The sequence below is a fragment of the Pseudomonas sp. HLS-6 TE3448 genome, from assembly GCF_053629555.1.
This window is the reverse complement of the sequence record NZ_JBRJIO010000001.1, coordinates 5004719-5016843: the sequence shown is the minus strand read 5'-3', so window position 1 is coordinate 5016843 and position 12125 is coordinate 5004719. Positions and strand designations below refer to the sequence as shown.

Here is a 12125-nt window from a genome sequence, read left to right as displayed (position 1 = left end):
AAAGTTCAGTGTTCTGCACACAAAAAAAGGGCGACCGGAGTCGCCCTTTTGTCTATTGCGTAACGGTCAGCCGTGGCGGCGCAGGGCGTCGATACGGTCTTCCAGCGGAGGGTGGCTCATCAGCAGACCCGCCAGGCCATGCTTGAGGCCGCCATTGATGCCGAAGGCATTCAGGGTGTCAGGCATGTGCACCGGTACGCCCTGTTCCGAACGCAGGCGCTGCAGGGCGCCAATCATGGCGTTGGTGCCGGCGAGGCGGGCACCGGCTTCGTCAGCGCGGTATTCGCGTTTGCGCGAGAACCACATGACGATCATGCTGGCGAGAATGCCCAGTACCAGTTCGGCGACGATGGTCGCAACGTAGTAGGCAATACCTTGGCCTTCTTCGTTCTTGAAGATTACCTTGTCGACAAAGTTACCGATGATGCGGGCAAAGAACATCACGAAGGTGTTGACCACGCCCTGGATGAGCGCGAGGGTAACCATGTCACCGTTGGCAACGTGGCCGATCTCGTGGGCCAGCACTGCGCGTACTTCGTCGGGTGAGAAGCGTTCCAGCAGGCCTTGGCTGACTGCTACCAGGGCGTCATTGCGGTTCCAGCCGGTCGCGAAGGCGTTGGCCTCGTAGGCAGGGAAAATACCCACTTCCGGCATCTTGATACCGGCTTCGCGGGAGAGCTCTTCAACAGTCTGGAGCAGCCATTGCTCGTGACGCGTGCGCGGCTGGCTGATGATCTGCGTGCCGGTGCTCATCTTCGCCATCCACTTGGAGATGAACAGCGAGAACAGCGAGCCGGCGAAGCCGAACACAGCACAGAAAATCAGCAGTTGATTGAGGTTGAGGTCAACCCCGTTGGCTGCCATGAACCCGTTGAAGCCAAACAGACTCAGGGTAATGCTGGCAATCAGCACAACCGCGAGGTTGGTGGCCACAAACAGCAAGATGCGCATCATGGTTGTTACGTTCTCCTGACGGATAAAAATGTAGCGTATGCGGGTATATAAGGTGCCCGCCCCGCTGATTCAACCGGGGGACTATTTCAAACTGTGTACTTACCCGCGTGGCAGGCACCGGATTTTTTCGCGCGCCAACGCTGTAATGGCTGTAGGAAAAAACCTTATTAGGTGTGAGACCTGCGCCAGGGGCGGCGCAGGCTGGTTTTGCGGTGCGTTACTGCTTGTACGTCTTGAGGAAATTGCCGATACGACCGATTGCCTGTTCCAGGTCATCCACACGTGGCAGTGTCACGACACGGAAGTGGTCCGGCCATGGCCAGTTGAACGCGGTGCCCTGGACGATCAGCAGCTTCTCGGAGAGCAGCAGGTCGAGAACAAACTTCTCGTCGTTGAAGATCGGGCAGACTTTCGGATCGATTTTCGGGAACGCATAGAGCGCACCCATCGGTTTCACGCAGCTGACGCCGGGGATGTCGTTGAGCAGTTCCCAAGTGCGATTGCGTTGCTCGAGCAGGCGTCCCTGCGGCAGTACCAGGTCGTTGATGCTCTGGTAGCCGCCCAGTGCGGTCTGGATGGCGTGCTGGCTCGGTACGTTGGCACACAGGCGCATGTTGGCCAGCATGTCGATGCCTTCGATGTAGCTCTGGGCATGCAGCTTGGGCCCGGAGATGGCCAGCCAGCCGGAACGGAAGCCCGCAACCCGGTAGGACTTGGACAGGCCGTTGAAGGTCAGGCAGAGCAGGTCGGGTGCCAACGAGGCGGTGCTGATGTGCACGGCTTCGTCATAGAGAATCTTGTCGTAGATTTCGTCGGAGAACACCACCAGGTTGTGCTGACGCGCCAGCTCGAGCATGCCCAGCAGCAGTTCGCGGGAATACACCGCGCCGGTCGGGTTGTTCGGGTTGATGATCACCATGGCCTTGGTGTTTGGCGTGATCTTGGCCTTGATATCGTCCAGGTCTGGGAACCAGTCGGCCTGCTCGTCGCACAGGTAGTGAACCGGTTTGCCACCCGCCAGGCTGACTGCTGCGGTCCACAGTGGGTAGTCCGGTGCCGGGATCAGGACTTCGTCACCGTTGTTGAGCAGTGCCTGCATCGACATCACGATCAGTTCGGACACGCCGTTGCCCAGGTAGATGTCTTCGATACCGACACCTTCTACCTGTTTCTGCTGGTAGTACTGCATTACGGCCTTGCGCGCACTGAACAGGCCTTTGGAGTCGCTATAGCCTTGTGCAGTCGGCAGGTTGCGGATCACATCCTGGAGAATTTCCTCCGGTGCCTCGAAACCAAAGGGCGCCGGGTTGCCGATGTTCAGCTTGAGGATGCGGTGGCCTTCCTCTTCCAGGCGTTTGGCGTGCTTGAGCACCGGGCCGCGAATGTCATAGCAGACATTGGCGAGCTTGTTCGATTTGCTGACCTGCATGATGTGATCCCGATTAGAAAAGATCGCCGCGCATTGCGCTGTGAAAACGTTTGAAATGCGTGTAACGCGGGTGCCAGACTGGCGTCTGATGAGGCGCAATAATACGTGCCACCCGCGTTGCCGAAAAGACACGACGCGGGCTTTTTCCGTTACAGAGGTTTCCCCATGGACAAGATCGACAAAACCCTCGACGAATGGCGTGCAATGCTTGACCCGGAGCAGTACCAGGTCTGTCGTCTGAAGGGCACCGAGCGGCCGTTCAGTGGCAAGTACAACGCAACCAGGACTGATGGCGTCTACCATTGCATCTGCTGCAGTGCGCCGTTGTTCGACTCTCGGGCAAAATTCGATTCGGGCTGCGGCTGGCCCAGCTTTTACGAGCCGATTGCCGACAGCGCCATGATCGAAATCCGTGATACCTCGCACGGCATGATCCGTACCGAGGTGACGTGCGCGGTCTGCGATGCTCACCTTGGGCATGTCTTTCCCGATGGCCCGCCGCCGACAGGCCTGCGTTATTGCATCAATTCGGTGTGCCTGGACCTGGTTCCTCGAACCTGACCTGTAGACTATTCAAGGAGAGTCGGTCATGGCTGACGCACTGTTGAGCATCCCTTGCACCACGATCAAGGGCGAGCAGAAAACCCTGGTGGACTTCCCGGCCAAGGCGGTGTTGCTGGTCAATACCGCCAGCGAATGCGGGTTCACCGGGCAGTACAAGGGCCTTGAGCAGCTCTGGCAGCGTTACCGTGAGCGAGGCCTGGTGGTGCTGGCATTTCCCTGCAATCAGTTCGGTAAGCAGGAGCCGGGTGATGAACGGGCCATTGCAGGTTTCTGTGAGTTGAACTTCGGCGTCAGCTTTCCGCTGTTTGCCAAGGTCGATGTCAACGGGCCTGCGGCTCATCCCTTGTTCGTTGAGCTGAAAAAGCGAGCCCCGGGGTTGCTGGGGTCTCAGGCGATCAAGTGGAACTTCACCAAGTTCCTCTTCGATCCGGCAACGGGCCGAGTCAGTCGTTTTGCGCCCAGTACCAAGCCGGAGGCCTTGGTGGAGCAGATCGAGTCGCTGCTCAAGTGAGCACTGTCGGCAGTATGCGGCGTGTTACAGGGGCACCCACTGATTGATCAGGGTGAGCAGCTCCTCGCGGCGAAACGGTTTGGCCAGGTAGTCGTTCATGCCCGCCGCGCGGCAGCGCTCACGTTCCTCGGGCATGGCGTTGGCGGTCAGGGCGATAATCGGCAGCGTTGGCCAGCGTCCGCTCTGGCGGATCCTCCGGCTGGCCTCGTAGCCATCCATCACCGGCATGTTGCAGTCCATCAGCACCAGGTCGAAGTCGTTTCGCTCAAGCTGTTCCAGAGCCTCCACGCCTTGCTTGGCGACACTGACGTCACAGCCGAGCTTGGCCAGCATGCCTTTCGCGACCAGTTGGTTAACCGGGTTGTCCTCGACCAGCAGGATGTGTGCTCGACGCTCGCTGTTCAGGCTGCCCTGCTGGGGCGGCGAGGTGGGGCTGTCTGAGCCGTGCAGGGCGCGTTGCAATGACTGGTACAGGGCGCTGCGGGTGAGGGGGCGTGCTTGTTGTTGCAAGGGCGCCAGTTGTGCGGCGTGTTCGCTGGACAGGAAGTTACCGTATGCCGTGATCAGCAGGATCGGTGCTTTGACGGTGGGGCGCAGGTCGAACAGCCCGCTCAGGTTGTCGGTGATCAGCAGATCAGGTTGCTGTTCGGGCAGCGTGTCGAGGTTGTCGTGCCGCCGATAATCAAGGCCCCAGGCAGGCAGCAGTGTCGCCAGCAGTTCATCCAGGCCGCTGTCTGCAGTGCTGATGGCAGCAATCCGTCCTTGTAACGGTGCCGGTGCGATTGCCAGCGTGTGGGCTGGCAACGGTAACTCGGCACTGAACTGGCTGCCAAAACCTGCTTCGGAACTGATGCTGAGACGGCCTTGCATGGCCTCGCAGAGATTATTGGTCAGGGTCAGGCCCAGGCCGGTGCCACCATACTGGCGTGTGATGCCAGCCCCGGCCTGGGTGAAGGGTTGAAATATCCTGACTTGTGCATCGTAGGGAATACCAATGCCCGTATCGCAGACATCCAGGCGTACGCCGCCAGATTCGCTGCGCAGGCGTACGTCCACGCGCCCAAAGCGGGTGAATTTCAGGGCGTTGGACAGCAGGTTGCTGACGATCTGCCTGACCCGAGTCGGGTCGCCAAGCACCAGGGCTGGAAATTTCGGATCGATCAGGCAGGTGAGCTCGACGCTGGGGGCGGCATTCTGCGAAAGCAGGCTGGCGGTGTCCTCCACCAGTGTGCCGAGGTCGAACGGGATTCGTTCCAGCTCCAGCTGTCCGGCATCGAACTTGGAGAGGTCCAGAATATCGTTGAGCAGTTCCACCAGTACTTTGCCCGAGTCGTGGGCAATCGACAGTTGCTGGCGCTGTTCGGCATTCAGTGGGCTGTCCAGTGAAAGTGCGATCATGCCCAGCAAACCGTTCAGCGGTGTGCGGATTTCGTGGCTCATGTTGGCCAGGAAGGCTGCTCGAGCCTGCGCCATGTCCAGGGCGCGGCGTCGGGCGACTTCGAGTTCTTCATTGGAACGGCTGAGGCTTGCGTTGCTGGCCCGCAGTTCATTGGTGCGTGCCGAGACGATGTTTTCCAGTTCGCTCAGGTAGTCAGTCAGGCGATTTTCGGCATTGCGCCGTTGTTGGATCTCGGTCGCCATACTGACGAATTGCTGGTTGGCGACTTTTACCAATACCCCAATCTCATCCTGTTCATGGCCTGGCGGGAAGGAGAGCTTGTTTTGGTTGGGGTTGCGTGAGTCACTGTTGCTCAGCGCACGGATTACCCTAACCAGCGGTTTGGTCAGCATGAAGTAAAACAGGGTCAGCAGAATGCACGTCAGCACCAGGCTGCGTACAAAGCCGCTGAGCAGGGTGACTTCTGCACGTTTCAGGAAGCGGCTGCCGAAGGCGAAGGTATCGACTTCCAGAGACAGGGTGCCGAGGTACTCATCCGGCATGTGGCTGAGCTGCAGGCGTTCCTGGAATTCACGATGTTCGCCGAACAGAAAATCGCTGAGCACCCGGTAGCGGCTTTCCAGGCGTGGGCGCTGGACATCAGCCAATACGGTGTCGTTGTTGTCGATCAGGCGTACCTGGATGATCGCGGGAGACTGCAGCAGGCCCTGAGCCAGTTCCTGGGCGAGCTCCGAGTCGATGTTGTAGGCAATTCGGGAGGCCGGGTTGTGACTGATTTCCAGGAGTGCACGCATCTCGCGGTTGATGGAGGCGTCTTCACTGGCATAATCGATGCCGATCTGGAGAAGACTGAGCAAGGTACCCAGGACAAAGCCTGCCAGGACTGTCAGCCTGGCTTGCTTATAGGACAGGCGGTTGGTGAACTTGATATCCATGGGTTCCGAGCCAGTTTCACATTCCGTGCGCTGCGCAAGCATAGCCGATCAGCCCCGGCTCCTGGCACGTCCTGTTGCATATTCCGCTTGCCCATTTGCCTGAATCTGTCTTGAGGAATTGATGTGGACTCTCGTGTGAATGCTTTTCTTGAGCGCGCTGAAGCTGTATTGGCGCGGTTGGAACCTCTTTTGCCTGCGCCACGCCCGGCCATTGACTGGGGGCATTGCCTGGCTGCCCGTTGGCAGCGTGAAGGGCGCAGTGGCTTCCTGCTGCCGCTGGACGTGAGCCTGGACATGCGCTTGTCCGACCTGATCGGCATCGATCAGCAGCGTGAGCAGTTAAGGCGCAATACCCGTCAGTTTCTCGATGGCATGCCGGCCAATCATGCGCTGCTGTGGGGGTCGCGTGGTACGGGTAAATCGTCGTTGGTGCGTGCGTTGCTGGCGGAGTATGCGACGGCAGGTTTGCGGTTGATCGAAATCGAGCGTGACCACTTGGCTGATTTGCCGCGGGTGGTTGAGCAGTTGCACAAACTGCCTCAGCGCTTTGTGTTGTTCTGTGACGACCTCTCGTTCGAGGCGGGGGAGGGCGACTATCGCGTGCTCAAAAGTGTGCTGGATGGTTCGTTGGAGCAGGCGCCGGACAATGTGCTGTTGTACGCCACGTCCAACCGTCGGCACCTCGTGCCAGAGAAGCAGAGCGACAATGAAAACTGGAAAATGATCGACGGCGAGCTTCACCCCAACGAGGCGGTGGAGGACAAGATCGCCCTGTCTGACCGCTTTGGCCTGTGGCTGTCGTTCTATCCCTTCACTCAGGAACACTTTCTGGATGTGGTCGAGCACTGGATCAGTCAACTGGCGCAAGCCGCGGACCTGGTCTGGGTGCGCGATGAAACACTGGAAAAGGCTGCGATTCGCTGGGCCACGGGGCGTGGCAATCGTAATGGCCGTTGTGCTTATCAGTTCGCCCGTTACTGGGTAGGACTTAAATTGCTGGAGCAGAAAAATGATTGATTTGAATGCAACCGGTGCTGGCTTGTCTGGCTATGGTCTGCTGGCTGCGCAACTGGAAGCCTTGCTGGCTGACGAGCGCGACTTTATTGCCAACGCTGCTCAGTTCTCGGCCTTTCTCTATAGCCAGGTCGATGACCTGAACTGGGCGGGCTTCTACCTTAATCGTAACGAAGAGTTGGTGTTGGGGCCGTTTCAGGGGCAGGTTGCCTGTGTGCGGATTCCGTTTGGCCGTGGGGTGTGCGGTGCTGCTGCCGCTACTCGGCAGACCCAGCGGGTTGAAGATGTGCATGCGTTTCCTGGGCACATTGCCTGCGACAGCGCCTCGAACAGCGAACTGGTGATCCCGCTGGTCAAGGACGGGTGCTTGATTGGGGTGCTGGACCTGGACAGCCCGAAGCTTGCGCGGTTTACGGTTGAGGATCAGGCCGGGCTGGAACGCCTTGCCGAGATATTCCTGCGCTCAACGGACTGCTCCCTGGTGATGTAGGCAGCACGCTGCTCACGGGCAAGTCTGCTTCCAGGGTGTTGTGCACGGTATGGAAGCGGGGCTTGCCAGCATTGCAGGCGTTGTGTTCTCACTGACACCTCCTGATACCGTTGCAGGGGGTGTTTCCTGTTTCAGTCGTAGATGACTTTCTTCTTCCAGTCTTCAGTGGTGTCGGACTTCAAGCCCTCGGTGAGTTCGTTGACCTCGTCTTCGGCAGGTTCAAGCGTACTCAGCACCTGTGCATTGGCGCGCGCCAGCAGCTTCTCCATATAAGCGAGCTGCTCCTGATAGACAGCAGGTTCCGGCTGCTTTCGCAGGTATTGCACGCCGCGCTCGAAGGCCAGGCGGGCATGGCCCGGTTGGTTCTGCTGCAAGGCCTGTTGGCCCAGGTTGTTGAAGAACTCGATATGCAGCAGCACCAGAATATGACGGACTTCCTTGACCCAGTACTTGGCTTCGTTGGTCGGCAGGAAACCTTCCTGGGCTGCACGGGTCACTTGATTGTGCAAGCCTTCAAGCAGAAAGCGCACATCCTTGGCGCGGGCTTCGGTCTGGATCGGCCCTGGCGGGTTGTTTACCGGCAAGGCCTCACCTTTGGCAATCAATCCTTCCAGTTCGGCGATGCGCGCCTTGATCTCACTGTTGTGCTTGTCCAGCGCCAGTTGGCGCAGGTTCAGGTTGAGCTCCAGGCGAGTCAGCAGCAGCTTCAAGGCCGGGGTCATCAACTGGCCAGGAAAGGTTTCTGTGATTTCGCCACAACGGCGCAGGCGTTCGGCCAGCTCGACTTTCAGTCGGGCCCGCTCCAGCTTGTTGTTCTCGACTACATTGTTCAGGTAGCCGATCACGATCAATAGTGCGATCCCGGCCACTATAAGCAGGGTGATCAGAAGTGGTGTCACCGTTAACGCCTCATGCAGGGTTATTTACCGTTTGAGTGTAGTGGCTTAGCTTTTAACCGGATAGACCTGTTCGAGGGTCGTCGCTCATCAGTAAAGGCGCAGTGCCTTCCCCTGTGTCGGCTGATCCTGCCGAGCCTTGAGCGGGCTGGAAAGCAGGGGGAAGTCATTGATTTAAATAAATTTGTATCTGGGGGTTGACGACTCTTCAAAGCACCCCTAGAATGCGCGCCACTTGCAGCGTAAAGCACACAGCGAAGCGCGGCAGGGAGTGAAAAGTTGTAGTGTGTCCCCTTCGTCTAGTGGCCTAGGACACCGCCCTTTCACGGCGGTAACAGGGGTTCGAGTCCCCTAGGGGACGCCAATGCGGGAATAGCTCAGTTGGTAGAGCACGACCTTGCCAAGGTCGGGGTCGCGAGTTCGAGTCTCGTTTCCCGCTCCAGTTTTAACGGTCTTGCTCAAGGGCAGGGCTGGTAAGAAAATCCAGGTTAGGGTCTAAGATTCTGATCTGGCCACTGAAACATGCGTTGCATGTTTTGGGCAGCGTCCCCTTCGTCTAGTGGCCTAGGACACCGCCCTTTCACGGCGGTAACAGGGGTTCGAGTCCCCTAGGGGACGCCATTTTGCGGGAATAGCTCAGTTGGTAGAGCACGACCTTGCCAAGGTCGGGGTCGCGAGTTCGAGTCTCGTTTCCCGCTCCAATTCAAAGAAAACGCCGTTCGATTGAACGGCGTTTTTTTTTGCCTTTGAAAAGCCCATGCACGGTATTTACCGCCCCTGGATCAGGCCTGTGCGGTTTGCTGCTCTGGCTTTGCTGCGCTGGTCGTTGTGTCAGTGGCCTTTAGCGGTGTTCAGGCAGCGCCCTTGAAGAGCCCTGCCTTCACCCTGGCGTTGTCTTAGTGCTTGCTGTCGTCGTTCGACATGCTCAGCAGCTGTTTTTCCTGGTTCCAGTCGAACGGCTCGTCATTCTGCTCCGCTTCGTAGCGGCGCTCTTCCAGTGCCTGATACAGGTCCAGCTCATCGTCTGGCATGAAATGCAGGCAATCGCCACCGAAGAACCACAGCAGGTCGCGTGGCACCAGGTGGGCAATCTGTGGGTAACGCTGAATGACCTGGCACATCAGGTCCTGGCCCAGGTATTGGCTTTCCAGTGGGTCTTGTGGAAGTTGCGTCAGCAGTTCGTCGAAGCGTTCGAGGAACAGGGCATGGCTCTCTTCCGGTACCTGTTCGGCCTCGCCCAGTGCAACCAGAATGGTGCGCAGGTGGTTGAGCAGGTTGAGATGGTAATCCAGATGCGCGTTGGCCATGCTGGCGATCCTCTTGAGCAAAACGGGCGCGGGAGTATACGGCTCCCGGCGCCCGATGTCCCGGTTCGATTGCCTTTAGCGCACCTTGCCGGCGACCGGTAGCAGTGCATCCTTGTCGAAGGCGTCCACGTCAATGACCCGGCGTCGCGCCCGTTCTGCAGCGTGCAGGGTGAGTGCTTCGCTGGCCTGAAGCACACCAGCCTGCAAGGCTGCGTCAATGGGGGACTGCCCGGGGGCGGGCACTACCTGACCGCTTTTCAGGGCCTGGTGCAGGGTGTGCTGCAATGGTTCACTGGCGGCGAGTTGTTGGCTGGCATGGTGCAGGGCGCCAACCGGGTCTTCGGCGTTCTCTGGCCGGTAGCAGCCAGACAGCAGCGCCTCCAGTGCCGGGTCGCCTTGCGCTCGACCGATCAGCGCCGCGACTTCAGCGTCCAGTTCATCGCTTGGGCCGGTATGGCGGCGCCCAAACGGAAACACCAGCAGCCGTAGCGCGCAGCCGAGAAAGCGATTGGGGAAGTTGTCGAGCAGGCGGTCCAGGGCTTTTTCAGACTGGCCGAGGTTTTCTTCCATGGCCCAGCGCAGCAACGGTTGCAAGTGATCGGGTGACGCCTGGTCGTAATAGTGCTTCAGTGCTGCCGAGCTCAGGTACAGGTGGCTGAGCACATCACCCAGGCGAGCCGAAAGTCGTTCGCGCCGTTTCAAACTGCCTCCCAGCAGCATCATGCACAGGTCTGCCAGCAAGGCAAAGGCGGCAGCCTGGCGATTCAGGGCGCGGAAATAGCCTTGGCTGAGGGCGTCGCCCGGCGCTTTCTCGAAATGCCCCAGGCCAAGGCCGAGTATCAGGGTGCTGGCGGCATTGCCCATGGCAAAACTGATGTGGCGCAGCACAAGGGCGTCGAACTTCTTGAGTGCCTGATCGTGGTCCTCGCGCCCGGCCAAGGCCATTTCCTTGAGTACAAAGGGGTGGCAGCGGATTGCCCCCTGGCCAAAGATCATCAGGTTGCGCGAAAGGATATTGGCGCCTTCGACGGTGATGAAGATTGGCGCACCTTGCCAATTGCGCCCCAGGTAATTGTTCGGCCCCATGATGATGCCCTTGCCGCCATGAACGTCCATGGCGTGCTGGATGCATTCGCGGCCGCGCTCGGTCAGGTGGTACTTGAGAATGGCAGAGAGGACCGACGGTTTTTCCCCGAGATCGACCGCCTTGGCCGTCAGTATGCGAGCGCTGTCCATCAACCAGGCGTTGCCGGCGATGCGTGCAAGGGACTCCTGGATGCCTTCGAAGGCGGCCAGCGGCACGTTGAACTGCTCACGAATTCGCGCGTATTGGCCGGTCACCAGGCTGGTGTACTTGGCAGCGCCTGTACCCACAGCTGGCAGTGAGATGGAGCGGCCCACCGAGAGGCAGTTCATCAGCATCATCCAGCCTTTGCCCAACATGGCTTGGCCGCCGATGAGGTAATCCAGCGGTATGAACACATCCTTGCCGCTGTTGGGGCCGTTCATGAAGGCGGCACCGAGTGGTAGATGACGTTTGCCGATCTCGACACCGGGCGTGTCGGTAGGAATCAGCGCCAGGCTGATGCCGAGATCGTCTATGTCGCCCAGCAGGTGTTCAGGGTCGTAGGCTTTGAAGGCCAGGCCCAGCAGGGTGGCTACCGGGCCAAGGGTGATGTAGCGCTTTTCCCAGTTCAGGCGCAGGCCGAGTACTTCCTGGCCTTGCCATTGGCCCTTGCAGACGATGCCGGTGTCGGGCATCGACCCGGCATCGGAGCCGGCCAGTGGCCCTGTCAGGGCAAAGCAGGGGATTTCATCGCCGCGTGCCAGGCGAGGCAGGTAATGGTTGCGTTGTGCTTCGGTGCCATAGTGCAGTAGCAGCTCGGCAGGGCCCAGCGAGTTGGGAACCATCACGGTGGAGGCCAGATCGCCGCTGCGGGTCGCCAGTTTCATGGCGACCTGTGAGTGGGCATAGGCCGAGAACCCCTTGCCGCCATATGCTTTGGGAATGATCAGGGCAAAGAAGCCCTGTTCCTTGATAAAGGCCCAGGCCTCAGGGGGCAGGTCGAGGTCCTGGCTGATCTGCCAGTCGCTGACCATGGCGCAGAGCTGTTCGGTCGGGCCGTCAATGAAGGCCTGTTCCTCTTCGCTCAATTGTGCTTTTGGGTACGCCAGCAGGGTGTTCCAGTTCGGGCGACCGCTGAACAGCTCGCCATCCCACCACACCGTACCGGCATCGATTGCGTCGCGCTCGGTTTGTGACAGGGGTGGGAGCGTGCGCCGGAACCAGGCAAACAAGGGTGCGCTGAACCATTTTCGGCGCAATTCTGGCAGCACAAAAATGCATGACTTTATGATCAGCATCAACCAGAGCAGGGTCATCAACCACGTGGGGGCGCTGCTGAACAGGCCCATTGCCAGTAAGTAGGCAGCAACGATGCCCAGAATCGGCAGTACAGCGATGCGGCGATGCATCAAGTAGGCTGAGCCGACTACGAGAACCACGAACCACAACAGCAACATAGGTCTTCCTCCGTGAAACGTCAGGGCAATGGGTCGTCCCTGACAGCGTAGACGGCATCGCCCAAACGGCCGCCTCAGATCACTGACCGTGGCGCTGGGCAGG

10 protein-coding genes and 4 tRNA genes are annotated in these 12125 nt (G+C 59.2%); 8 read left to right on the top strand and 6 right to left on the bottom strand.

Annotated features, from left to right (window positions below; genetic code table 11):
• Positions 1-66: 66 nt before the first annotated feature.
• Complete coding sequence (gene htpX, locus AB7M23_RS23060; protein ID WP_065760469.1) at positions 67-954, bottom strand: protease HtpX; 888 nt, start codon at positions 952-954, stop codon at positions 67-69.
• Positions 955-1171: 217 nt separating this feature from the next.
• Positions 1172-2383 (bottom strand): pyridoxal phosphate-dependent aminotransferase, encoded by a 1212-nt coding sequence (locus AB7M23_RS23055; RefSeq protein ID WP_065760468.1) that lies wholly within the window; start codon positions 2381-2383, stop codon positions 1172-1174.
• A 165-nt stretch (positions 2384-2548) separates the two neighbouring features.
• On the opposite strand from AB7M23_RS23055, the gene msrB reads away from it, so the two are divergent.
• Together msrB and AB7M23_RS23045 are read left to right on the top strand one after the other, a co-directional pair.
• On the top strand, positions 2549-2944 hold the full coding sequence (msrB, locus tag AB7M23_RS23050) for a peptide-methionine (R)-S-oxide reductase MsrB (RefSeq protein ID WP_065760467.1): 396 nt from the start codon (positions 2549-2551) through the stop codon (positions 2942-2944).
• Positions 2945-2972: 28 nt separating this feature from the next.
• Positions 2973-3458 (top strand): glutathione peroxidase, encoded by a 486-nt coding sequence (locus tag AB7M23_RS23045; RefSeq protein ID WP_065760466.1) that lies wholly within the window; start codon positions 2973-2975, stop codon positions 3456-3458.
• Between the two features lie 24 nt (positions 3459-3482).
• On the opposite strand, the gene AB7M23_RS23040 is transcribed toward AB7M23_RS23045, so the two are convergent.
• Entirely contained in the window at positions 3483-5834 is a 2352-nt protein-coding gene (locus AB7M23_RS23040; protein ID WP_454242106.1) for a response regulator, read from the bottom strand.
• 81 nt (positions 5835-5915) lie between these two features.
• On the opposite strand from AB7M23_RS23040, the gene AB7M23_RS23035 reads away from it, so the two are divergent.
• Together AB7M23_RS23035 and AB7M23_RS23030 are read left to right on the top strand one after the other, a co-directional pair.
• Positions 5916-6809, top strand: coding sequence for an ATP-binding protein (locus AB7M23_RS23035; protein WP_454242105.1), 894 nt, complete (start codon positions 5916-5918; stop codon positions 6807-6809).
• A complete protein-coding gene (locus tag AB7M23_RS23030; RefSeq protein WP_065760463.1) occupies positions 6802-7296 on the top strand; it encodes a GAF domain-containing protein in 495 nt (164 codons plus the stop codon). The genes AB7M23_RS23035 and AB7M23_RS23030 overlap by 8 nt, the downstream gene beginning before the upstream one ends.
• A 131-nt stretch (positions 7297-7427) precedes the next feature.
• Here AB7M23_RS23030 and AB7M23_RS23025 read toward each other — a convergent pair whose 3' ends face one another.
• A complete protein-coding gene (locus AB7M23_RS23025) occupies positions 7428-8195 on the bottom strand; it encodes a hypothetical protein (protein ID WP_065760462.1) in 768 nt (255 codons plus the stop codon).
• A gap of 285 nt (positions 8196-8480) precedes the next feature.
• On the opposite strand from AB7M23_RS23025, the gene AB7M23_RS23020 reads away from it, so the two are divergent.
• The 4 genes from AB7M23_RS23020 (at position 8481) to AB7M23_RS23005 (ending at position 8893) form a co-directional block, all read left to right on the top strand.
• A tRNA-Glu gene (locus AB7M23_RS23020) sits at positions 8481-8556 on the top strand.
• A gap of 2 nt (positions 8557-8558) precedes the next feature.
• Positions 8559-8634 (top strand) — tRNA-Gly (locus AB7M23_RS23015).
• Positions 8635-8737: 103 nt separating this feature from the next.
• Positions 8738-8813: transfer RNA gene (locus AB7M23_RS23010), tRNA-Glu, on the top strand.
• Between the two features lie 4 nt (positions 8814-8817).
• A tRNA-Gly gene (locus AB7M23_RS23005) sits at positions 8818-8893 on the top strand.
• A gap of 195 nt (positions 8894-9088) precedes the next feature.
• On the opposite strand, the gene AB7M23_RS23000 is transcribed toward AB7M23_RS23005, so the two are convergent.
• Together AB7M23_RS23000 and AB7M23_RS22995 are read right to left on the bottom strand one after the other, a co-directional pair.
• The gene (locus AB7M23_RS23000; protein WP_065761473.1) at positions 9089-9499 is read right to left on the bottom strand and encodes a PA2817 family protein; all 411 of its coding nucleotides are present in this window, start codon (positions 9497-9499) and stop codon (positions 9089-9091) included.
• A 75-nt stretch (positions 9500-9574) separates the two neighbouring features.
• Complete coding sequence (locus tag AB7M23_RS22995) at positions 9575-12022, bottom strand: acyl-CoA dehydrogenase (RefSeq protein WP_454242104.1); 2448 nt, start codon at positions 12020-12022, stop codon at positions 9575-9577.
• Between the last annotated feature and the right edge of the window lie 103 nt (positions 12023-12125).